Source organism: Aeromonas sp. R7-4 (assembly GCF_040908055.1).
In the GTDB taxonomy this organism is placed as follows: Bacteria; Pseudomonadota; Gammaproteobacteria; order Enterobacterales; family Aeromonadaceae; genus Aeromonas; species Aeromonas sanarellii.
Genome location: NZ_JBFODA010000062.1, coordinates 1 through 21,970 on the forward strand (window position 1 = coordinate 1; position 21,970 = coordinate 21,970).

A 21,970-nucleotide genomic window follows, 5' to 3' on the forward strand; every position below is an offset into this window, starting at 1 on the left:
GTAACGGTTCACCCAGACCAGTTGACAGGTAAAAAATGAGACGATCGTCCGGTGATCCACTATTGCCTCTTGCGTGATCCTGTCAGCTTGGCACCATCAGGGGCATGAGCACATCCATGACCCCACCGGCCGCTTCGCCGCTGACCCTTGAGCAGGCTAATGAACTTATTCAGAAGCTGATGGCGCGCATCGCCGAGCTAGAAGACCGACTCAACCAGCACAGCGGCAATTCCTCCAAGCCTCCTTCCAGTGATGGGCCAGGCTCACCACCACCTGCTCGGCCGCGCCTTGCCTCAGGTAAAAAACGCGGCGCCCAACCGGGCCACAAAGGCGCTCGGCGTGAGCGTCATCCAGCGGATGAACGGCTGACGGTAATACCCCATTACCCTGCCAGACAGTGCGCCTGCTGTGGGGGCAATGTGGTATTTCATGACAAACCCTACCGCGTCCATCAGGTCTTTGACCTGCCCGAGGTCAGCTACAGGGTGACCGAACATCAGCTCTTTAGCGGCACCTGTTGTCATTGCATCGAGACCAGCCCGGCTCCGTTGCCCGAGACGGTGAGCAGCAGCCAGATGGGGACCAACCTGCTGAGCTACATCGCCCTGCAAAGTGGTCTGTTTCACCAGAGCATTAGCCAGATACAACAACAGCTTAAACAGCACTTCGGCCTGAGCTTCAGTCGCGGCGCCATCAGCGAGGCGCAAGGGCGAGTCAGTGCCATGTTGACCCCGACGCACCAGGCCATCAAACAACAAGTGCAATCAGCCTCCTGTATCCATGCCGATGAAACACGGCATCAGCGTGGTGGTGAGCGGCGCTGGATGTGGCTGGCACTGAGCAAGGTGGCCGTCTGTTTCATGACGGCGTTTGGCCGGGGTCAGGATGCGGCCAAACGGCTGCTGGGCTCAGAATTGGATGGCGTGTTGGTGACAGACCAGTACGCAGGATACCGTTTCATCGACAGCAGCCAGCGTCAGCTGTGCTGGGCCCATGTACTGCGCAATGTGGCAGCGATTGCCGACAGCGGCGAAAAGGTCAATCAGCCCATTGGGGCCCGACTGGTGCTTCTCGCAAATAGCGTATTCAGGGTTCGACATGGCTATGAACAAGGCGTGTTGAGCCAGAAACAATATCAGCGAAGGCTTGAGCGATGTCGGCAAAGCTGGCGAAAAGAGCTGGGGCGAGGCAGTTTGCTGTGCAGCAAGCGCTACCGAGGTCGCTGTCGGCTACTGCTCAAGGATGATGAAATGCTGTGGCGTTTTCTGGAAAACGACGAGATAGCCTTGACCAATAATGAGGCGGAACGGGCGCTACGCGGGTATGTGCTGTGGCGCAAGGGGAGCTATGGCGTTTGGTCACATCGGGGAGAGCTGTTTCGGCAGCGCATCTTGTCTTTGATAGAGACAGCCAAGCGGTTAGGTCGCTGTCCGCAGGAATGGCTGAGGGCCGTGGTCGGTGCCTGCATAGAGAAAACAGACTACCCGCTCCCGGAAGAGTTGTTGTCAACATCCTCCCGGTGAACGGTTACGTCGTCATGTCATGGTCCAGTAAGAAAATGTGTGGAAGAAGTGTGTGATGGCTCGCAACGCCTGAGCGTCCATGAGCGGGGCTGGCGATGAGCACAACCACTCCCCTGAGTGCGGCCAATGCCCACAGCCCGTCGTTGCCGCTATCATGGGCCGAGCCAGTCAGGGCAGGGCGGCACGGTGGCCCGGCCTGAAGCCATGCTGGCGGGATGACCAGACGATGGACAGGCCCAGCAGCGCCAATGCCGCCATCGTCCAAGAGAAGGATGCAGCGCCCAGGTGTTCCAGCAGCATGCCACCCAGTACCCCCCCTCCCGCCACGGCGAGATTGAACATGGTCACCAGCATGGATTGGGCTACGTCGGCCTCGTCGCCCGCCCTATCCGAGAGCGCGGTCTGCAACAGGGTCGGCGCACCGCCAAAGGTCAGCCCCCACAGCGTGATGCCTAGCAGCACGGCCCATGGCGATGAACAGGAGAAGCCAAGCATCAACGCGGCTGTGGTGAATACGGCCAGGCTCAGCAGCGTCAGTGTGCGCAGCAAGCGATCCACCAGCAGGCCGGTGAGCCAGATCCCCACGATGGACGCGACGCCAAACAGCAGCAGCATGGCATCGACCCATTCCCCCAGGCCAACCGATGCGAGGAAGGGGGCTATGTAGGTATAGAGAATGTTGTGCGCCAGTATCCAGACGAACAGAGCCAGCAGGACCGGGCGAATGCCTGGCATCCGGAAGATGTGTCGGATGGGGACTCGCTGCCTGGCCGACTGGCCCGCAAAGCCCGGTACCGACAGCCATACCCAGAGAAACAGCAGTAATGACAGCGCCGACATGATCCAGAAGACGCCGCGCCAGTCAGACCAGGTGCCCAACCAGGTTCCTAATGGCACACCAATGGCCAGGGCGATGGGCTGGCCGACACCGACGACAGCCAGGGCACGACCCTGCAGGTGCGCCGGCACCATGCGTCTCGCATACCCGGCCAGCAAGCCCCACACTACCCCTGCCGCCATGCCAGCGACAAAGCGTGCCCCCAGGGTCAGGCCGTAGTGACTGGACAAGGCGGTGAGGGTGTTGAACACCAGCAGTCCGCCGAGCGTCAGCAGGAATAGCGGTTTGCGGTTCCAGTTGCGAGTGGCGGCCACAATCGGAATGGCCGCCAGGACGGAACCCAGTGCGTAGAGCGTCACCAGCTGACCCGCGATGGAGCCGGATACGCCCAACCCCTGGCCGATCTGCGGCAACAGCCCGGCAGGCATGGTCTCTGTCATGATGGCGAGGAAGCCCGCCGTGGTGAATGCCAGCAGTTTCCCGATTGGCAGACCCTCTGCGTCCGCAATCGCCTTGGGTGTCGGACTCTCACGATATTCGCTCTTCATATGGTACTCATCACCTCAGGCGAGATAGGACGCGGCCATGTCTTTGTCGCCGTGCCCGGCCTCCAGCGCCCGCTCAAAACGCCAGAGGCCGGCCTTTGCCGTATCGAGTCGCACACCTGCGTGCTCAGCGGCCTCGATGATCAGACGGGCATCTTTCACTGCATTGGCGATCGTGAAGCTTGCCGAGTAGTTGTCAGCCAGGATGGCGGCGGCCTTGGCCTGAAAATAGCCGCTGTCCATCGGTCCTCCCGTGACCACATCCATGAGCAGAGCGGGATTGACGCCCATCCCCTTGGCCAGGGCCATGCTCTCGGCCAGACCGTGAGTGAGGGAAAAGGCCCAGTGGTTCAGGGCAAGCTTGAGACGGCTGCTGGCGCCTGCTTGTTCCGACACCCACAGGGTCCGTTTGCCAATGGCGTCGAAGGCTGCCTGGGCGGCTGCTCGCTGTGCGACTGGACCTGATGCCAGAACGATGAGCTGGGCCAGTTCAGCCGGTTGCCGAGTGCCCTGCACCGGGGCATCGTAGAACACCAGCCCTTGCTGTGCGGCCAGTGCCACCAGGGTGTCAATGCCCTCTATGCCGACAGTGCTCAACTGCAACCAGATGGCCCCCTTTTTCAAAGCCGGAGCGGCGCTCAGCATGACCTGCTCAACGCTGGGACCATCCTTGAGGACTGTCACTATGAGGTCGGCGTCACGCACGGCATCTGCAGGGGTGTCAAACACCAGGATACCGTCAGAGGCCAGTGCCTGGGCCTTGGGGGCGGTGCGATTCCAGGCATGAACCTTAAACCCCCGCCTGTGAAAATGTCGTGCGATCGGTGCACCGATCAGACCGGTACCGAGTATGGCCAAGGTGACATGTCGATGTGCGTTCATGGGGACTCCTCTGATGATGAATTTAACTGGAACGATCATTCCAGTTTTAGTTAAATCAATATCCGGCCCCCAGGCCCACGTCTGCCAGGATGCCGGTGGATAAAGGACCTACAGCGTATCCAGAGCCGTGTCGATCACGTCAAGCAGGCACTGGCGTCGCTGCTCTGAGGGGCTGCCCTTGCCCAGCACACGCAGGCCCTGAATGGTATTGACGAAGAACCAGGCCAGCGCCCGCGGGCTCTTTCCGGGGGGGATGTCGCCCGATTGTTGCCCTCGCCGGATCAGTCTTTCCAATGCCTTTTGCAAGCGCTGAAAGTTGTGTGCCACCAGCCTGGCGATGGCTTCATCCTGGCCTGCGAGTTCCAAGGAGGCATTGGCCACCAGGCAACCTCGTCGTTGTCGGTCACCCAGTTCGTCCTCCAGGATGCGCATCAGCAACTGTCGGATCAGATCCTTGGCATCACCAGAACTGTCCAGCAGCGCGACATTGGATGCGGTGACGGCCTGATAGCGGATCAGCGCTTGCTGATACAACCCTTGCTTGCTCTCAAAGGTGCTGTAGAGACTGCTGCGGGACAGACCCGTGCCTTCGACAAGATCCTGAACCGAGGTCGCCGCATAGCCACGTCGCCAGAAGACCTCCATGGCGGCATCGGCAATCTCGTCGGGTTCGAACGTCTTGGTGCGCATGGCATTCACCTATCTGGAATGGTCGTTCCTGTAAATCTACGATCTGGCCTGACAAGCGTCAAGAACTATCGTGGCGCCTATCGTCGGGCGGTATGGTGAAAGGGGGCTCGACCCCGCACCTGGGCGTGCAGCTTGCCTGCAACAGTTTGCATAGGGTGCCAAGGAGGCATGGGACGAATGAGGCACAGTGGGACTGGCGCGCGTGAGTGGACCTATGAAGGAGGTGATAGCGCAGTGGTGGAGGCTCGCCGATGACCCTTCACAAGCCTGTGATGGGCTATGTGCGACGACAAACAAAAAAGCCCAGCAGGCGAGGCCTGCTGGGCTGTTGGTCGGCGTAAGCCTGACTTACTTCTTGATGCGGATTACCGGGGTCTCGCCCACGGTCACGGCGCCAGTCATCTTCACCAGCTCTTTGATCTCGTCCATGTTGGAGATGACCACTGGCGTCAGGGTGGATTTTGCTTTGGCTTCCAGCACGGCCAGATCGAACTCGATGATGGTGTCACCGCGCTTGACCTGTTGACCTTCCTGAGCGATACGGGTGAAGCCTTCGCCCTTCAGCTCGACGGTGTCGATACCGAAGTGAACGAACAGCTCGATACCAGAGTCGGATTCCAGAGAGAACGCGTGGTTGGTCTCGAAGATCTTGCCGATGGTGCCGTCGCACGGAGCCACCATCTTGTTGCCAGCCGGCTTGATGGCGATGCCGTCGCCGACGATCTTCTCGGCGAAGACGACGTCGGGTACATCTTCGATGGGCACGATTTCGCCAGACAGGGGAGCAAAGATTTCGATGCCGCCGGTGTCAGAACTGTCGTCGGAAACCAGTTTCTTCAGTTTATCAAACAGACCCATAGTAAAAGCTCCTAGAGATGATTGTCGCTGTTTGCAGCCGATCTTAGCAGACTGCCTTCTGCTTAATAAAGTTATCTACACAGGCTTCGATTTCGGCGGCGGTCGCATAGCTCAGGGCCTGGTCTGCCATTGCCTTCACATCTTCGAAGTTGGTGTTGCGGATAAGCTTCTTGATACGCGGTACAGAGATGGCGCTCATGGAGAACTCATCCAGACCCATACCCAGCAGCAGCAGGGTGGCACGTTCGTCACCAGCCAGTTCACCGCACATACCGGTCCACTTGCCATTGTCATGGGAAGCGTCGATCACCATCTTGATCAGGGTCAGGACGGAGGGTGACAGCGGGTTGTACATGGCGGAAATCATCTCGTTACCACGGTCGACGGCCAGGGTGTACTGGGTCAGGTCGTTGGTACCGATACTGAAGAAATCCACTTCCTTGGCAAGATGATGAGCCATGACGGCCGCGGCCGGGGTCTCGATCATGATACCCACTTCGATGGATTCATCAAAGGCTTTGCCTTCGGCACGCAGTTCGGCTTTCAGCGTCTCCACGGTGGCCTTGAGGCTGCGGAACTCTTCGACGGAGATGATCATCGGGAACATGATGCGCAGCTTGCCAAAGGCGGAGGCGCGCAGGATGGCCCGCAGCTGGGCGTTCATGATGTCGGCACGATCGAAGAAGATCCGCACGGCACGCCAGCCCAGGAAGGGGTTCATCTCCTTCGGGAAATTCATGTAGGGCAGTTCTTTGTCGCCGCCGATGTCCATGGTGCGGACGATGATCGGCTGGTCCGGCATGGCCTCTGCCACTTCTTTGTAGGCCTTGAACTGCTCGTCTTCGGTCGGCAGCGCGTCACGGTCCATGAAGAGGAACTCGGTACGGTACAGACCCACGCCCTCGGCGCCGTTGCGGATGGCACCCTCGGTATCCTTGACGGTCCCGATGTTGGCGCACACTTCGACCTGATGGCCGTCCAGGGTGATGGCAGGCAGGTCTTTGAGCTTGGCCAGCTCATCCTTCTCGGCCTGGAACTGGGCCTGGAACTTCTTGGCCTCGGCCAGCTGTTCTGCGGTCGGATTGATGATGACCTGGTTGTTGATCGCATCCAGCACCAGCATGTCGCCGTTCTTGACGCGCTCGGTGATGTCGTTGGTGCCCACGACGGCCGGCAGCTCCAGGGAGCGGGCCATGATGGAGGTGTGGGAGGTACGGCCACCGATGTCGGTGACGAAGCCCAGCACGTATTTCAGGTTGATTTGAGCGGTTTCGGATGGGGTCAGGTCTTTGGCGACCAGGATGACCTCTTCGTCTATGGTGCTCAGGTTGACGACGGCGATGCCCAGTACGTTCTTGACCAGACGGGTACCGATGTCACGGAAGTCGGTGGCACGCTCGCGCAGATAAGGGTCGTCCAGCTCGGCCATCATCTTGGCGTACTGTTCGATCACCTCGAAGATGGCTCTGTCGGCGGATGCCTTGTTGTCTTTGATGAAGGATCTGATATCCCCTTCCAGCTCTTCATCTTCGAGCAGCATGATGTGGCCTTCGAAGATGGCCTCTTTTTCTTCACCGAAGGTGCGACCGGCCATCTCTTTGATGGCTTCCAGCTGTGCGGCTGACTTGGTGCGGGCTTCGAGGAAGCGGTTGATCTCGGCATCAATCTGTTCGGCAGGGATCTTGCCCTGATTGATAACGATTTCATCTTCTTTCAGAAGAAGCGCCTTGCCGAATGCGATACCGGGGGACGCAAGAATGCCAGATATCATAATCCTTCCTATTAAAACGACTGTGGGGGAGGAGTAAAGCTGGATTACTCCAGCTCGTCCATCAGGGCAACCAGCTTCTCAACGGCTTTCTGAGCGTCCGGGCCGTCGGCCTGGATGGTCACGTTGGTGCCCTTGGTCAGACCCAGGGTCTGCAGCTTGAACAGGCTCTTGGCGCTGGCGGACTTGCCACCGGAGACCACAGTGATCTCGCTTTGGAATTCTTTGGCTTCTTTCACGAACTGAGCTGCAGGACGGGTGTGCAGGCCGTTTTCAGCAGTAATAACAACAGACTTCTCGTACATGGTTTCACCCCATATTATTGATATTGTGTGGAGAGATGGTCGCTAATGAGGCTTCCTGTCTCACCGTGTCAGTATGGATATGTTGTAAAGTAACGAAATCAGACCTGCAATGGTTTAATCCAGGTCAATTTTCTGTGCAGTATTCGGCGTTGTGGCCAGGTCTTTTTTCGTTATCGCGCTACAAGCCGCGTCAGGACTGGTCTGAAATTATTTTATAACGAAAAATAACACTTTGTTACCTTGTGATACCTGGCCGGTAAACACCTCGTGACGCCGCACAGGATATGAGATTTATCACAGAATGTCTGCTTTTTTTGTCATGTCCGAGTTTGTTATTTTACCCCAAAAAATAAGGGGCCGACTGACACTGATGGCTACTGAGTTTAGCGCATAATGAAAACGGCGCTCCGAGGAGCGCCGTCGTTTTGATGTAAGCCGATCAACTACTGTTGCAGCTCTTGCTCGCTGAACACGCCGGCGAAGAGGGCGCTGGAGAGGTAACGCTCGGCGGCGCTCGGCAGGATGACGACTATGGTCTTGCCCTCGAACTCCGGCAGCTCGGCCAGACGGTTGGCGGCGACCACGGCGGCGCCAGAGCTGATCCCGGCCAGGATCCCTTCCTCTTCCATCAGGCGGCGAGCCATCTCGATGGCTTCGTCGCTGCTCACCTGCTCGACGCGGTCCAGCAGGCTCAGGTCCAGGTTGCCCGGAATGAAGCCGGCACCGATGCCCTGGATCTTGTGCGGACCCGGTTTGATCTCTTCACCGGCCAGCTTCTGGCTGATGACGGGGGATTCGCTGGGCTCGACCGCCACAGAGACGATGGCCTTGCCCTTGGTCTGCTTGATGTAGCGGGAGACACCCGTGATGGTGCCGCCGGTGCCGACGCCCGCCACGAACACGTCCACTTCACCGTCGGTGGCGTCCCAGATCTCGGGGCCCGTGGTCTGCTCGTGGATTTCCGGGTTCGCCGGGTTCTCGAACTGCTGCAGCAGCACGTACTTGCCCGGTTCGGATTCCAGGATCTCGTTGGCCTTGGCGATGGCGCCTTTCATGCCGAGCGGTCCCTCGGTCAGCACCAGGTTGGCACCCAGGGCCTTGAGCAGCTTGCGACGCTCCAGGCTCATGGTGGCCGGCATGGTCAATGTGATGGGATAGCCACGGGCCGCAGCCACGAAAGCCAGGGCAATGCCCGTGTTGCCGCTGGTAGGCTCGATGATCTCCTTGCCCTTGGTCAGCAAGCCGCGTTTCTCGGCATCCCAGATGAGATTGGCACCGATCCGGCACTTGACGCTGAAGCTCGGGTTGCGGCTCTCGATCTTGGCCAGCACGCGGCCCTTGGTAACACGGTTGAGACGAACCAGCGGGGTGTTGCCTATGGTCTGGCTGTTGTCCTCAAAAATTTTGCTCATGGTGCTATCCCTGTGTTTGTTAAGGCGATGAAACAAGATTACCCTGTGGTTTCTGAATGAGAAGTGACGAATCGTTATAACAATATGTTATTACAACATATAGAACTTATTCTTTATTACCGAGGCCCAGGGCGGGCCTTGTGCTACCAAGGGAACGGACGCCATGGGATTTGCAGGAAGCGATCGCTATCTCGCATCAAAGTCACTGAGTATGGCCGTCAATGCCGCCATAGTGCTGGAGAAGCCGCTGCTGATCAAAGGTGAGCCGGGCACCGGCAAGACGGTGCTGGCTGAGGCGGTCGCCGAGTCGCTCGGTGCCAACCTCATCAGCTGGCACATCAAGTCCACCACCAAGGCCCAGCAGGGGCTCTATGAATATGATGCGGTGGCCCGGCTGCGGGACTCCCAGCTCGGGGATCCCCGGGTGGGGGAGATCCACCACTACATTCGCCGGGGCAAGCTGTGGCAGGCCTTCGCCGCCGAGCGGCGACCCGTGCTCCTCATCGACGAGATCGACAAGGCGGACATCGAGTTTCCCAACGATCTGCTGCTGGAGCTGGATCGGATGGAGTTCGACGTCTACGAGACCGGCGAGCGGGTCAGGGCGCGCCAGCGCCCCGTTGTCCTCATCACCTCCAACAACGAGAAAGAGCTGCCGGACGCCTTCCTGCGCCGCTGCTTCTTCCACTACATCCGCTTCCCCGACAAGGCCGAGATGCAGGCCATCGTCCAGCTGCACTATCCGGATCTCAAGGAGAGCCTGCTCGCTGAGGCGATGGATCTCTTCTTCGAGCTGCGTAACGTGGAGGGGCTGCGTAAGAAACCCTCCACCTCAGAGCTCTTGGACTGGATCCGCCTGCTGCTGGCCGATGACATAGCCCCCGAGGCGCTGCGCAGCCGGGAGCCGGGCAAGCTGGTGCCCGCCCTCTATGGCGCCCTGCTCAAGACGGAGCAGGACTTGCATCTCTTTGAGAAGCTGGCCTTCTTGGCGCGGCGCGGCGGCTGAATGCTGATCGACTTCTTCACCCATCTGCGTCGTCACAAGCTGCCCTGCAGCCTGCGCGAGTTGCTGGATCTCCATGGGGCCCTGGCGGCCGGACTCGCCAGCGTGGACATGGACGACTTCTACCGCTTGTCCCGCTGCCTGCTGGTGAAGGACGAGGCTCACCTCGATCGCTTCGATCGCGCCTTCGCCGAGTATTACGAGGGGCTGGAGGCCATCCCACTGCTGCCGGAGACGCTGCCGGATGACTGGCTGCGCCAGGAGTTCGAGCGGCTATTGAGTGAGGAAGAGAAAGCCTTGCTCAGATCTCTGGGCGGTCTCGACAAGCTGCTGGAGACCCTCAACCAGCGCCTGCGCGAGCAAAAGGAACGTCACGCCGGCGGCAACAAGTGGGTGGGCACCGGGGGCAGCAGTCCCTTCGGCCATGGCGGTTATCACCCCGAGGGGATCCGGATGGGGGGAGAGGTCCGGCATGGCAGGGCGACCAAGGTGTGGGAGGCGCGCCACTATCGCAACTTCAGTGACGAGAGCGTCCTCGGCCAGCGCGCCATCCAGCTCGCTCTGCGCAAGCTCAGGCGCTGGGTTCGCAAGGGCAGCCCCTCGGAGCTGGATCTTGACGACACCATCCAAAGCTCGGCCCGCCAGGGCTGGCTCGATGTGAAGCTGAGGCCAGAGCGCCACAACGGCGTCAAGCTGTTGGTGTTCTTCGACGTGGGAGGCTCCATGGATGCCCACGTGGCCGAGGTGCAGCGGCTCTTCTCGGCCCTGCGCCACGAGTTCAAACACCTAGTGTTCTTCTACTTCCACAACTGTCTCTACGACTTCGTCTGGCAGGACAACGCCCGCCGTTTCGAGGAGCGTTTCGATACCCTGCGGCTGCTGCGCACCTACGGCAGCGACTACAGGGTGATTTTTGTGGGGGACGCCAAGATGGGCCCCTATGAGATCACCTGGCCTGGGGGCAGCGTGGAGTACTGGAACGAGGAGCCGGGGCAGGTGTGGCTCGAGCGTTTGCAGCACCACTTCCCCAGGATGGTGTGGATCAACCCTCTGCCCAGGCAGGAGTGGCTCTGGCACCCCTCCATCAAGTTGATGAATGAATTGGTTGGCGGGCGCATGCACCCGCTGACGCTGGCTGGTCTCGCCGGTGCGATCGATCGGCTGTGACCCTCTGACCCTAAAAACAGACAAGCCGGGATTGCACCCGGCCAGGAGCAAAGATGACCCCTATCGTAATCAGTGGCTCGGGCCTCTATACCCCGTCCCATGCCGTCAGCAACGAAGAGCTGGTGGCCGCCTTCAACCAGTACGTGGATCTCTACAACGAAGAGAACGCCTCCGCCATCGATGCGGGCCAGCTCGATGCCAAACAGCATTCGAGCTGCGAGTTCATCGAGAAGGCCTCCGGCATCAAGAGTCGCTATCTGGTGAGCCGCGAAGGAGTGCTGGATCCCGACATCATGCAGCCGCTCATGGCGGAGCGGCCCGACGATCAGCCCTCCATCATGGTGGAGATGGCGGTCGCCGCCGCCGAGCAGGCGCTGATCGCCGCCGGCCGCGAGCCGGGGGAGATCGATCTGGTGATAGTGGCGGCTTCCAACATGCCGCGCCCCTATCCGGCGCTCTCCATCGAGCTGCAACACTACCTGGGGGCGGGCGGCATGGCGTTCGACATGAACGTGGCCTGCTCCTCCGCCACCTTCGGCATCAAGACGGCGGCGGACATGCTGGCGGCGGGCACGGCGAAGCTGGCGCTGGTGGTAAACCCGGAGATCTGCTCGGGGCACCTCAACTTTAGAGATAGAGATAGCCACTTTATCTTCGGTGACGCCTGCACCGCCGTGCTGCTGGAGCGGGCAGAAGATTGCAAGGTCGCGGCCCCCTGGCAGCTGGTGGCGAGCAAGCTGGTGACCCAGTACTCCAACAACATCCGCAACAACTTCGGCTTCCTGAACCGCTTCAGCCCGCGCACCCGCTACGGGGACGACAAGCTGTTCCGCCAGCAGGGGCGCAAGGTGTTCAAGGAGGTGCTGCCCCTGGTGTGCGATCAGATTGCCGCCCAGCTCGAAGAGCAGGGCTGGGCGGCGGATGACTTGAGCCGGCTCTGGCTCCATCAGGCCAACCTCACCATGAACCAGTTCATCGGGCGCAAGCTGCTGGGCCACGATGCCAGCCAGCAGGAGGCGCCGGTCATCCTCGACCGCTACGGCAACACCAGCTCGGCGGGCTCCGTCATCGCCTTCCACCTGTTCAACCAGGACTTGCCGAGCGGGGCCCGCGGGGTGCTCTGCTCCTTCGGCGCCGGCTACTCCATCGGCAGCCTGCTGCTGCAACGGCGCTGACGCACAAAAAAGCCACCCAAGGGGTGGCTTTTTCATGTTGCCCCAACGGCTTATTCAAACGGGTTCGATGGCCAAGACCAGGCATTCCGGTTCTTTTATCTGAAAACGCACGTTCACATCGAACAGCCTGACGCCGTACTCCTTGTCGTCCGGCTTGCCCTGCTTGTAGGCGGGGCGGGGATCCTGGGCCAGCACTTCGCTCACCAGCTGGCGCAGCTCGGGGTGGCGCCTGAGCCAGGGGGCGAGCTGTTGCTCGGCTTGTGCACTGAAACTCACCGCCAGCGGTGGGGTGGGAGCATCGGGGGCGAAACCGCCGCGGGCATCCGGCAGGCTGTCGGCATAGGGGACATAGGGCTTGATGTCGACGATGGGGGTGCCATCGAGCAAGTCCACGGCGCCGAGTTCGAGCCACAGCTTGCCGCGCTCACGGCCGACCCCGTGCAGCTCGACCACGGAGAGGCCGAGGGGGTTGGGGCGGAAGGTGGAGCGGGTGGCGAAGACCCCGACCCGTTCGTTGCCGCCGAGGCGCGGCGGACGCACCGTCGGGTGCCAGCCCTGCGCCATGGTCTGGTGAAACACAAAGCTGAGCCAGAGGTGGGAAAACTGCTCGATGCCGCGCAGCGCGTCCGGCTGATCGTAGGGGGGCAGCAGCTCGAGGCGGGCGCGGGCCGATTTGACCAGGCCGGGCTGGCGCGGGATGGCGAATTTCTCCTTGTAGGGAGAGCGGATGATACCCAGGGTGTCGATTTCGAACTTCATGGCGGATCCTGACTGAAAACCCCGGCAATGTAGCACAGCAGGCCCCAAAACGCAGGCGTGCCCTGCGGGCTGCCGGTTCCATCTGCCGTGATCCCGCTCCCATCCCGGCCGCCCGAGGGCTGTATCGCGCCGCCAACTTGCGTAGGGTGGGCGCTGGAAGCGCGCACGCTGGGCGGGCAAGCAAAACGGGCGTGGCATCGGCAGCGGGCCGCGCCGTGAAGGAGAGACAGGGATGAAACTGCTGATTATCGGCGGCACCGGATTTTTGGGCCGCCACCTCACCTCGTTGGCCCTGGACTGGGGTCACGAGGTGACACTGTTCAATCGCGGCCACCGCCAGCACCCGGACTGGCGCGAGCTGGCGTCACTGCAAGGGGACAGGGATAACGATCTCGGCGCGCTGCGCGGCGAGGGGCTGCACTGGGATCTGGCCATCGACACCTGCTGCTACCGACCCGAGCAGGCGGCCAGCCTCTCCACCGCCCTGGTGGGGCGCTGCGAGCGCCTCATTTTCATCTCCACCATCAGCGTCTATCGCGACTTCGCCCGGCCCGGGATGGACGAGTCGACGCCGCTGCACGAAGTGGCCCCCGACGGGTCAGCCACCGGCTACGGTCCGCTCAAGGTATTGTGCGAGGCCGAGTATCGGGCCCGCTGGGGGGAGCGGCTCTGTATACTGCGCCCCGGCGTGCTGTGCGGCCCCTTCGATCCCACAGGTCGCCTGGCCTGGTGGGTGAGGCGGGTGCAGCAAGGGGGGCCCTGGCTGCTGCCGGGGGAGGGGCAGGACAGGCTGCAATACCTGGATGTGCGCGACTGCGCCGAGTTCGTGCTGCGGGCCGCCGAGCAGCGGCTGGAAGGCTGCTACAACCTGATCAAGCCAGGCATCCCCCTGGCGGACTGGGTGGAGCGCCTCGCCGCCCGGCTGGTGCCGGCGACGGCACTGCAACCCCAGTGGCGGCCTTGGGCCGCCCTGATAAAGGCGGGGGTCGAGCCCTGGCAGAGCTATCCCACCCTGCTGCCGAACGAGCAGCCAGAGTATGCGGGCTATGGCCGCATCAGCGCCGAGGCCGCCATCGTCCACGGGCTGAACTTCCGCCCCCTGGAGGAGACGGTGGCCGATCTGGTGGAGTGGCTCGCCAGCAACCCCCGGGGGCCACAGGCGGGCATGACGACCGCCGAGGAGCAGGCCCTGTGGCAGCGGTGTGACTCCACGCGCTCATCCGGCGCGTGTCGGCAGGAATAAGAAGAGGGCACCCCGGGGTGCCCTCTGTCGTTGTCGGCTCTGGCGTTCAGCGCAGGAGCGCGCCGCAGTCGGCCAGCAGCGTCCTGAGCACGCTGCGATGGCAGCGTGCCTCCTGCTCGCAGTAGCAGCCCACCGACAGGTTGGTTGTGTGGGAGAGGGCGGCCAGCGGGGCTAGATCGTGTTTTGCCGCCGGGCTCGCCATCTCGGCTTTGTACTGCTTGCAGAAGGCGGCCCACTGGGCGGGCGTATCGGCGCCCTGGCCGAGCTTCATGGTCTCGGGGCTGGGGGCCAGGTTGGGGAACCAGACATCGTACCAATCCTGGCTGGCGAATTCCGCCTTGGGGACGCCGCGAGGGGGGCGGCGCACGGTGCCGATACGCAGCCCCTCATCCTCGAGGCGCGGGCTGCCGAGGCGGACGATGGCGAGTGCCATCTCCCTTACTTCTCTTCGGCCACTTTCAGCGCCTGGCCGTAGCAGATCACCTGTTTCAGGCAGCCCGGCACGTCGCTGAACTCGGCGCACTTGTCGAAGCTGACGCCGTTGCCCCCCATGTCCGCCACGCGGCGGCGGGCCAGGGTGCGGGCTTCGCCTGCATTGGGCACCGCCTGGTTGGCATCGCTCTGGCAGGATTCCCCCTCGACGGTGCCGAGGTAGAGGTAGTTGAGGTCCGCGAGCTCGCTCTGCTCGTAGATCCGCACGCTCCCCGGCTTGAAGTACTCGTCGAAGTTTTCCTTGTCCAGGTTGCTGTTGAAGGCGAAGTCGGCACAACCGGAGGCAATCAGGGGCATCATCAGGATCAGGCGTTTCATATCGGCATCTTGTTGGGTGGCGAGTGGGCCATTATAGGGGGCAGTCGCCGACGGCGACCAGCCCCATTTTTAGCCATATCAATGGATTGTGGTGGGTCCTGCGATGCCCCTTTCCCGGATCAGGCGGGAGCCAGCCGCCGGTGCAGGCTGCGGCAGTGATCGTCAGCCAGCAGCTCCGCCTGGTGAGTGGGGCGCATGGGCGTGTCCCTCTGCTTTTGCGGTCAGGCGGGGGCCAGTCGCCGGTGCAGACTGCGGTAGTGGTCGTCAGCCAGCAGTTCGTGGTGCGGGGCACAGAGGCGGATCCGTCCCTCTTCCATCAGGGCCACCCTGTCCATCCGCTCCAGTCCCAGCAGCCGATGGGAGATGAGCAGCAGGGTTCGGTCGGCCCCCAGGGTCAGCAGCAGATCCATGATCTCCCGCTCGGTCTGGCTGTCGAGGCCTTCGGTCGGCTCGTCCAGCAGCCAGAGCGGGGCGTCGTGCAGCAGTGCGCGGGCGATGCCGATACGGCGCCGCTCCCCGCCGGAGAGCGGACGGCCGCCGTCCCCGAGCCAGGCGTCCAGGCCGGTCTCGGTGTGCTCTTCGTCATCGGCCAGCAGGCTGGCGAGTCCCACCTGGGTGAGCACCTCTGCCAGCCGCTCGTCGCTGGCATCGGGCGCGGCCAGCCTGAGGTTGCCGCGCAGGGTATCGGCAAACAGGTGCACCCGCTGGCTCACCACGGAGCAGGAGGCGCGCAGCGCCTCTTCGCTGTAGCAGGTGAGCGGCTTGCCATCGAGCAGGATCTCGCCGGACTGCGCCGTCCACTCCCGGGTCAGCAGCCCCATCAGGGTGGACTTGCCGCAGCCAGTCTGCCCCAGCAGCGCCAGCCTCTCGCCGGCATGCAGTTGCAGGGTGCAGCCCTGCAGCACGGGGGCGTTCTGCTCCGGATAGGTGAAGTGGATATCCCGTATCTGCAAGGCGCCCGCGCCGGCAGGCGTCTGCCCCTCTCCCCACGCTGGCGCCTTGGCCTCCTGCAGGATCTCGTTGAGGCGGCGGGCCGAGGTGAGGCTGGTTGAGAGGTGCTGGAAGGCCCCCGCCAGCGGCAGCAGCGCCTCGAAGCTCGCCAGAGTGGCGAACACCATCAGCGCCGTGACGGGGTCCGGCGTGCTGCCGCCGACCCCGTGGCCGGCCAGCCACAGCATCAGGGTCAGGGTCCAGCCGCTCAGCAACTGCACCGAGAAGCCGGCCAGACCGCTGACCCTGGCCATGCGAGCCTGAGCCTGGATCAGGGCCTGCTCCGCCTGCTGCAGCTCGGCGAGCGCCTTGGGAGCGGCGGCGAACATCTGCAGCTCGGTGTGGCCGTCCAGGTAGTCCACCAACCGGGTGCGCATGGCGGATTTCTCGGCGATGAGCCGGCGGCCCGGCGCGCGCCCGGCGAAATAGAAGGCCAGGGGCAGGGCCAGCATGCCGAAGAGCAGGATGGCACCCAGGGTCAGTGCCAGGCGGCTGTCGAAGAAGGAGAGGAAGAACACCAGTCCGGCACAGCTCAGCAGCGCCGCCCCTATGGGGGTGATGAGGCGCAGATAGACGTGATCCATGGCGTCGATGTCGGCCACCAGGCGGTTGAGCAGATCCGCCTGGCGAAAACCGGCCAGGGAGCCGGGGGAGAGGGGGGAGAGCCTGTCCCAGAACCAGACCCGCAGCCGGGTCAGCACCCGGAAGGTGGCGTCGTGGCTCACCACCCGTTCGCCCCAGCGGCTGGCGGTGCGCACTATGGAGAAGAAGCGCACCCCGCCGGCCGGGGTCATGTAGTTGAAGGTGTCGCGGGTGGCTACGGCCAGCCCGGCCACCGCGGCGGCGGAGAGGAACCAGCCCGAGAGGGAGAGCAGCCCCATGCCGGCCACCAGGGTGACCAGGGCCAGCAGCAGGCCCAGCGACAGGCTGAGCCAGTGCTGGCGGTAGAGACGCAGGAATGGCAACAGATCACGCATCGAGAGAGTCTCCGTTATCTTGGGACCTGTGTTGCGACAGGAGGCGGGCGAAGGGGCCGCTGGCCTCGCAAAGCCGCGCAAAGGAGCCCTGCTCCACCAGCAAGCCGCGCTCCAGCACCAGGATGTTGTCCATCTGGCTGAGCTGATCTAGGCGGTGGGTGATCATCAGCAGGGTCTGGCCCGCGCTCGCCTGCTCCAGCGTGCCCATGATGGCGCGCTCGGAGTGGCGATCCAGGCTGGCGGTGGGTTCGTCCAGCACCATCAGCTCGGTGTGCTTGAGCAGGGTGCGGGCCAGGGCGATGCGCTGGGCCTGGCCGACGGAGAGACCGCCCGCCTGATCCCCGACCCGATAGTCCAGCCCTTTTTCGCTGACAAACTCCCAGGCCTGGGCGCGCCTCAGCACCGCCTCCAGCTCGGCGTCGCTGGCCGCAGGTCTGGCCAGCAGCAGGTTGTCTCGCAAGGAGGCGTGGAACAGCTGCGGGTTCTGGGAGAGCCAGCCGAGCCGTTGGCGCCACTGGCTCATGTCCAGCTCGGCGAGCTCCTGGCCGTTGACCTTGAGCGAACCGCGATAGGGGGCAAAGCCGAGCAGGGCATTGACCAGGGAGCTCTTGCCCGCGCCACTGATGCCGACCAGGGCGGTGCGGGTGCCGGCTTCAAGGGTGAAATCGAGGGGGCCGACCAGCACCTTGCCCTCGGCGCTCAGCACCTCCAGGGAGCAGGCTTCGACCCTGATGGGGCCCTCCGCCTGGAAGGGTACCGCCCCCGAGGCGGGCTCGCTGACCTCGGCCTCCAGAAATTCCAGCAGCTGCTCGGCGGCGCCGATGGCCTGCGCCTTGGCGTGGTAGTGGGCACCCAGCTCCCGCAGCGGCGCGTAGAACTCGGGGGCGAGGAAGAGCACGAACAGGCCGGTAAAGAGCGTGACCTTGACGCCATAGCTGCCGAAGTTGAGGTGATCTATGTAGGAGAAGCCGAAGTAGACGGCCACCAGGGCCACCGCGATGGCGGCGAAAAACTCCAGCACGGCGGTGCTGAGGAAGGCGAGGCGCAGCACCTCCATGGTGCGTTCACGAAAATCTTCCGACGCATCGCGAATGGCCTCCCCCTCCGCCCGGATGCGCATGAAGAGCTGCAGGGTGCGCAGCCCCTTGAGGCGATCGAGGAAGTGACCGGAGAGCCGTGCCAGCGACTGGAAGTTTCGGCGGTTGGCATCGGCGGCGCCTACCCCCACCAGGATCATGAAGAGCGGGATGAGGGGCGCCGTGCCGAGCAGGATCAGGCCCGCCGCCCAGTTGACCGGGAACACGGACACCAGGATCACCAGGGGAATGAAGACGGCTATGGCCATCTGGGGCAGATAGCGGGAGAAGAAGTCTTGCATCTCTTCGATCTGTTCCAGCAGCAGGCTGGCCCAGCTGCCGGCGGGGCGGCGCTGGATATAGGCAGGCCCGAGGCGGCCGAGGCGGGTGAGCACCAGCTGGCGGATGGCCTGGCGCACCGCACTGCCCGCCTTGAAGCTCGCCACCTCGCGGCCATAGGTCAGGGCGGCCTTGGTCAGGGTCACCAGCAGCAGGCTGACGAAGAGGGGAATGGAGTGCTCCGGGGTGGCGCCCTCGATGATGAAACCGTGGAGCAGGGTCGCCAGCAGCCAGGCCTGCATCACCATCAGCACACCCTGGCCCAGTCCGAGGGCGATGGAAAACCCGATCCAGCGCCGGCCATGACCCGATTGCCTGCGTAACCAGCCATAGAGATGTTTCTGCCTGTTTTTGTCCATTCACCGCCTCCTCAAACGAGTGGCGCAAGACTATCGTCGCCCCCACGGCTTGGCAACCTTGCCGATCCGGGAGTGTGGAGCACATTGTTTGAAAAAGCAGCTTCATGCTCAATAGTTGGTCGAACAGCTTGATTTATGGCAAAAAATGCGAATCCGGTGATTGCGCTCCGCGGCAAAATGCATATAGTAGAGGCCACTGACGCGGGTGTAGTTCAATGGTAGAACGGCAGCTTCCCAAGCTGCATACGTGGGTTCGATTCCCATCACCCGCTCCACATTCCAGATAACGGCAGATGCCGTTGTCACCTCTGCCAAATAGCTCTCTGTCATGGGATTTCCCGTCAGACCAGCAGGTTTTGATGCCTAGCGGGCATCGTATAATGGCTATTACCTCAGCCTTCCAAGCTGATGATGCGGGTTCGATTCCCGCTGCCCGCTCCAGCGTTCATGCAACAAGCCCACTCAATCGAGTGGGCTTTTTGTTTTGGCCTTCTTTGCGCCCGCACTGTGCTGGCGACCGGAAAACAAAAAAGGCGCCAACAGGCGCCTCTCTCATCACTGGCAGGGTTATTCCTGCTCCAGCTCGCCACAGAAGCGGTAGCCTTCGCCATGGATGGTGGCGATGATCTCCGGGGTGTCGCCCACGCTCTCGAAGTGCTTGCGAATGCGGCGGATGGTCACATCCACGGTGCGGTCGTGGGGCTTGAGCTCGCGGCCTGTCATCTTCTTGAGCAGCTCGGCACGGGTCTGGATCTGGCCCGGGTTTTCGCAGAAGTGCAGCATGGCACGGAATTCGGAACGGGGCAGCTTGAACATGTCGCCCGCCGGGCTGACCAGGGCGCGGCTGTTGATGTCCAGGGCCCAGCCGTTGAACAGGTAACGCTCCACCAGCTTCTTCTCTTCGCCGCCGGCGGCCACGTTCATGGTGCGGCTCAGCAGGTTGCGGGCACGTATGGTCAGCTCACGGGGGTTGAACGGCTTGGTGATGTAGTCATCGGCGCCGATTTCCAGCCCCAGGATCTTGTCCACCTCGTTGTCGCGACCGGTCAGGAACATCAGGGCGATGTTGTCATCCTCACGCAGCTCGCGTGCCAGCAGCAGGCCGTTCTTGCCCGGCAGGTTGATGTCCATGATCACCAGATTGATGGTGTGGCTGGTCAGGGCCTGGTGCATCTCGTCGCCATTGTTGGCTTCCAGCACTATGTAGCCTTCGGCCTCGAAGATGCTCTTGAGGGTGTTGCGGGTGACCAGCTCGTCTTCGACGATCAGAATATGTGGTGTTTGCATGAGTATTCCCAGATTCTTATCAGTTAATTATCGAAATTTTAACACTCTTTGGCGTTATCCGACCGGTCCTGAAAATTTATTACGTCATCCTGGGTATGAAAATCAGGTCGAATCATCGCGAATTTGGTATCTACGCTGGCCAGCATCCCTGTGCCGCACATAGGCTCTCAACAAGTCTGATCGAGAGGAGCCCGGAGAGGTAGTCCATTACAAAAGTTGCTGCATTTTATCAGTTAACAGGCGCATAACAACACTCTTTGCCGTCAGATAGCAACTTTTTAACTCAGGTTTGATATAAGTCAATCCCCGAGTTCGCTGCATCATACTTGGGCTGGCCCGCTTTTTCGCCCTTAATAAATGTAATGGGATGTAACATGTGGTTGACATGACTTTGTGGGAAAACTACAGAAATGTGTGCTTTATCGCCCCCTTCGCTCCGCCCGCCTGGCCTACCTATGCCATCGTCACGGCCTGGAACCCGGCCAGCCAGTGGGTGGGGGAGCGTCGCAATACCCGCCGCCAGCGCGCCCTGATGCGTCACCTCGGCGAGCAGAGCGTCATGGGGCCGGTATGGGGGAGCGATGCGGACGAGTGCTGGCAGGAGGACTCCCTGTTGTTGCCGATCGCGCAGGAAGAGGCCATCCGGCTGGCCGCCCGCTTCGGACAGAATGCCCTCTACTGGGTGGCTGAAGGGGAGCTCTGGCTGGTTCCCGTTCTGCTGGGTGGCGAGCCTTGCCATCTGGGGAGTCTGGCTTCCCGCTGGCGGCTCAGGTCGCCTGCCTCCGGGCAGACATAGCGCCACCCCGCCATCCGGGCAGGGCTCCCCGTCGGTGGATTGTCAGCACCCCGACATGATGAAAGAATGAGCGGACACATTTCACTCCATGGAAGGATGATGATCATGCTGGACCTGCTGCCCGACCTTTGCGATGAACATGGCGATACCCTGCAGGTGGCCGACCCCCTGTTCCACGACTATGGCGGCAAGTCGCTGTTTTACGGCGAGGCCGTGACCCTCTCCTGTTTCGAGGACAACAGCCTGGTGCGGGAGCTGGTGAATCGGCCCGGTCAGGGCAAGGTGATGGTCATCGACGGGGGCGGTTCCCTGCGCCGCGCCCTGCTTGGGGATCAATTGGCCATCAAGGCGGTGGAGCAGGGGTGGGAAGGGATCCTGATCAACGGGGCCGTACGGGATGTGGGCACCCTGGCCAGCCTGGCGCTGGGGGTCAAGGCGCTGGCTCCCTGCCCGGTCAAGACCGAGAAACGGGGCCTGGGCGAGCTGGATGCCGTGGTCTCCTTTGCCGGCGTGACCATAGCTCCCGGCGATTATGTGTACGCCGATCTCAACGGCGTGCTGGTGAGTGGTGCTCGGCTCCTCTGAGAGCTCAGAAGTTGAAGCCCACCCCCAGGGTGAGGAAGTGTTCTGTGCTGAAGGCGCTGAGGCCGTAGTTGGCGGTGATGGCCAGTTGCGGCGTCACCAGCAGGCTGCTGTTGAGCTCCACCAGGGTGCTGGCCTTGCTCACCTCCAGCTGCTTGAGCTGGCTGCCGATGTTCAGGGAGGGGGAGAGGCGGTAGCGCACCCCCGAGCTGATGTTGAACCCGGTCTGATCGCTGCGGGGGCCGATGGCGGGCCCGGCCTCCATGTAGAGGCTGAGGTCATCCTCGACCGGATACTGGTAGCCGGTGTTGATGAGCCAGAGGTCGAAGTGGTCGCCCGGATGGGCCTGGTTGCCGAGCAGGACGCCGGAATAGCTTTTGACGTAGAACTGGCTGTCGGCGTCGTTCTTGAGGAAATCCCAATCGGCGGCCTGGGCCGAAAAGGCGAGGCCGGCTGCGAGTGCGATGACGAGAGATTTGACCATTCGTTTCCCCTCCCTGGGTCCGGAACAGGACTACAAGCATGGCACATGCCAGCAGGGAGTAAAGGGAACCCCGATCACAATAAAAGAGTTTTGATGGGCGCC

21 protein-coding genes and 2 tRNA genes are annotated in these 21,970 nt (G+C 62.2%); 9 read left to right on the plus strand and 14 right to left on the minus strand.

Going from position 1 to position 21,970, the window contains the following annotated elements; all coding sequences use genetic code 11:
• Positions 1-104 precede the first annotated feature (104 nt).
• The gene (locus AB5Y72_RS16725) at positions 105-1,523 is read left to right on the plus strand and encodes an IS66-like element ISUnCu16 family transposase (RefSeq protein WP_201972752.1); all 1,419 of its coding nucleotides are present in this window, start codon (positions 105-107) and stop codon (positions 1,521-1,523) included.
• A gap of 168 nt (positions 1,524-1,691) precedes the next feature.
• Here the strand turns inward: AB5Y72_RS16725 and AB5Y72_RS16730 are convergent, their stop codons facing one another.
• From AB5Y72_RS16730 to cysK, 7 genes are all read right to left on the minus strand, one after another.
• Positions 1,692-2,909: an MFS transporter gene (locus AB5Y72_RS16730; protein WP_325781969.1), complete on the minus strand. Its 1,218-nt coding sequence runs from the start codon at positions 2,907-2,909 to the stop codon at positions 1,692-1,694.
• A 15-nt stretch (positions 2,910-2,924) separates the two neighbouring features.
• Positions 2,925-3,788 (minus strand): NAD(P)-dependent oxidoreductase, encoded by an 864-nt coding sequence (locus tag AB5Y72_RS16735; RefSeq protein WP_325781970.1) that lies wholly within the window; start codon positions 3,786-3,788, stop codon positions 2,925-2,927.
• A 108-nt stretch (positions 3,789-3,896) separates the two neighbouring features.
• Positions 3,897-4,478 carry a TetR/AcrR family transcriptional regulator gene (locus tag AB5Y72_RS16740; RefSeq protein ID WP_216990717.1) on the minus strand — a complete coding sequence of 194 codons (582 nt, stop codon included), beginning with the start codon at positions 4,476-4,478 and terminating at the stop codon, positions 3,897-3,899.
• A 348-nt stretch (positions 4,479-4,826) separates the two neighbouring features.
• Positions 4,827-5,336: a PTS glucose transporter subunit IIA gene (gene crr / locus AB5Y72_RS16745; protein WP_010673569.1), complete on the minus strand. Its 510-nt coding sequence runs from the start codon at positions 5,334-5,336 to the stop codon at positions 4,827-4,829.
• A 43-nt stretch (positions 5,337-5,379) separates the two neighbouring features.
• Positions 5,380-7,107 carry a phosphoenolpyruvate-protein phosphotransferase PtsI gene (ptsI, locus tag AB5Y72_RS16750; RefSeq protein WP_042075053.1) on the minus strand — a complete coding sequence of 576 codons (1,728 nt, stop codon included), beginning with the start codon at positions 7,105-7,107 and terminating at the stop codon, positions 5,380-5,382.
• A gap of 44 nt (positions 7,108-7,151) precedes the next feature.
• Positions 7,152-7,409 (minus strand): HPr family phosphocarrier protein, encoded by a 258-nt coding sequence (locus AB5Y72_RS16755; RefSeq protein WP_005303128.1) that lies wholly within the window; start codon positions 7,407-7,409, stop codon positions 7,152-7,154.
• 443 nt (positions 7,410-7,852) lie between these two features.
• The gene (cysK, locus tag AB5Y72_RS16760; RefSeq protein WP_042075052.1) at positions 7,853-8,821 is read right to left on the minus strand and encodes a cysteine synthase A; all 969 of its coding nucleotides are present in this window, start codon (positions 8,819-8,821) and stop codon (positions 7,853-7,855) included.
• Positions 8,822-8,984: 163 nt separating this feature from the next.
• Here cysK and AB5Y72_RS16765 point away from each other — a divergent pair, with 163 nt between their 5' ends.
• Genes AB5Y72_RS16765 through AB5Y72_RS16775 form a run of 3 tightly spaced genes read left to right on the plus strand, consistent with a single transcriptional unit; the run spans position 8,985 to position 12,166 of the window.
• On the plus strand, positions 8,985-9,827 hold the full coding sequence (locus AB5Y72_RS16765; protein ID WP_325781971.1) for a MoxR family ATPase: 843 nt from the start codon (positions 8,985-8,987) through the stop codon (positions 9,825-9,827).
• Positions 9,828-10,991, plus strand: a complete 1,164-nt coding sequence (locus AB5Y72_RS16770) for a VWA domain-containing protein (protein ID WP_325781972.1) — start codon at positions 9,828-9,830, stop codon at positions 10,989-10,991.
• Between the two features lie 53 nt (positions 10,992-11,044).
• Positions 11,045-12,166 carry a beta-ketoacyl-ACP synthase III gene (locus tag AB5Y72_RS16775; protein ID WP_325781973.1) on the plus strand — a complete coding sequence of 374 codons (1,122 nt, stop codon included), beginning with the start codon at positions 11,045-11,047 and terminating at the stop codon, positions 12,164-12,166.
• Between the two features lie 54 nt (positions 12,167-12,220).
• Here AB5Y72_RS16775 and tsaA read toward each other — a convergent pair whose 3' ends face one another.
• Positions 12,221-12,925: a tRNA (N6-threonylcarbamoyladenosine(37)-N6)-methyltransferase TrmO gene (tsaA, locus tag AB5Y72_RS16780; RefSeq protein ID WP_325781974.1), complete on the minus strand. Its 705-nt coding sequence runs from the start codon at positions 12,923-12,925 to the stop codon at positions 12,221-12,223.
• Positions 12,926-13,157: 232 nt separating this feature from the next.
• Here tsaA and AB5Y72_RS16785 point away from each other — a divergent pair, with 232 nt between their 5' ends.
• Complete coding sequence (locus AB5Y72_RS16785) at positions 13,158-14,168, plus strand: NAD-dependent epimerase/dehydratase family protein (RefSeq protein WP_325781975.1); 1,011 nt, start codon at positions 13,158-13,160, stop codon at positions 14,166-14,168.
• 46 nt (positions 14,169-14,214) lie between these two features.
• Here AB5Y72_RS16785 and AB5Y72_RS16790 read toward each other — a convergent pair whose 3' ends face one another.
• The 4 genes from AB5Y72_RS16790 to cydD form a co-directional block, all read right to left on the minus strand.
• Positions 14,215-14,601, minus strand: a complete 387-nt coding sequence (locus AB5Y72_RS16790; protein WP_368199273.1) for a DUF488 domain-containing protein — start codon at positions 14,599-14,601, stop codon at positions 14,215-14,217.
• A 5-nt stretch (positions 14,602-14,606) separates the two neighbouring features.
• Complete coding sequence (gene rcsF, locus AB5Y72_RS16795; RefSeq protein ID WP_010673578.1) at positions 14,607-14,978, minus strand: Rcs stress response system protein RcsF; 372 nt, start codon at positions 14,976-14,978, stop codon at positions 14,607-14,609.
• Positions 14,979-15,199: 221 nt separating this feature from the next.
• Positions 15,200-16,945 carry a cysteine/glutathione ABC transporter ATP-binding protein/permease CydC gene (gene cydC, locus AB5Y72_RS16800; protein ID WP_368199274.1) on the minus strand — a complete coding sequence of 582 codons (1,746 nt, stop codon included), beginning with the start codon at positions 16,943-16,945 and terminating at the stop codon, positions 15,200-15,202.
• A complete protein-coding gene (gene cydD, locus AB5Y72_RS16805; RefSeq protein ID WP_325781979.1) occupies positions 16,938-18,719 on the minus strand; it encodes a cysteine/glutathione ABC transporter permease/ATP-binding protein CydD in 1,782 nt (593 codons plus the stop codon). Before cydD ends, cydC begins: the two co-directional genes overlap by 8 nt.
• A 201-nt stretch (positions 18,720-18,920) precedes the next feature.
• Here cydD and AB5Y72_RS16810 point away from each other — a divergent pair.
• Positions 18,921-18,994 (plus strand) — tRNA-Gly (locus AB5Y72_RS16810).
• 91 nt (positions 18,995-19,085) lie between these two features.
• Positions 19,086-19,160 (plus strand) — tRNA-Gly (locus tag AB5Y72_RS16815).
• Positions 19,161-19,286: 126 nt separating this feature from the next.
• Here the strand turns inward: AB5Y72_RS16815 and arcA are convergent.
• Positions 19,287-20,006, minus strand: coding sequence for a two-component system response regulator ArcA (arcA, locus tag AB5Y72_RS16820; protein ID WP_010673581.1), 720 nt, complete (start codon positions 20,004-20,006; stop codon positions 19,287-19,289).
• 385 nt (positions 20,007-20,391) lie between these two features.
• Between arcA and AB5Y72_RS16825 the strand changes: the two genes are divergently transcribed.
• Together AB5Y72_RS16825 and AB5Y72_RS16830 are read left to right on the plus strand one after the other, a co-directional pair.
• Positions 20,392-20,802 carry a DUF3293 domain-containing protein gene (locus tag AB5Y72_RS16825; protein WP_325781980.1) on the plus strand — a complete coding sequence of 137 codons (411 nt, stop codon included), beginning with the start codon at positions 20,392-20,394 and terminating at the stop codon, positions 20,800-20,802.
• A 105-nt stretch (positions 20,803-20,907) separates the two neighbouring features.
• The gene (locus AB5Y72_RS16830; protein WP_216990706.1) at positions 20,908-21,387 is read left to right on the plus strand and encodes a putative 4-hydroxy-4-methyl-2-oxoglutarate aldolase; all 480 of its coding nucleotides are present in this window, start codon (positions 20,908-20,910) and stop codon (positions 21,385-21,387) included.
• 4 nt (positions 21,388-21,391) lie between these two features.
• On the opposite strand, the gene AB5Y72_RS16835 is transcribed toward AB5Y72_RS16830, so the two are convergent.
• Positions 21,392-21,868, minus strand: a complete 477-nt coding sequence (locus AB5Y72_RS16835) for a hypothetical protein (RefSeq protein WP_325781981.1) — start codon at positions 21,866-21,868, stop codon at positions 21,392-21,394.
• Positions 21,869-21,970 lie beyond the last annotated feature (102 nt).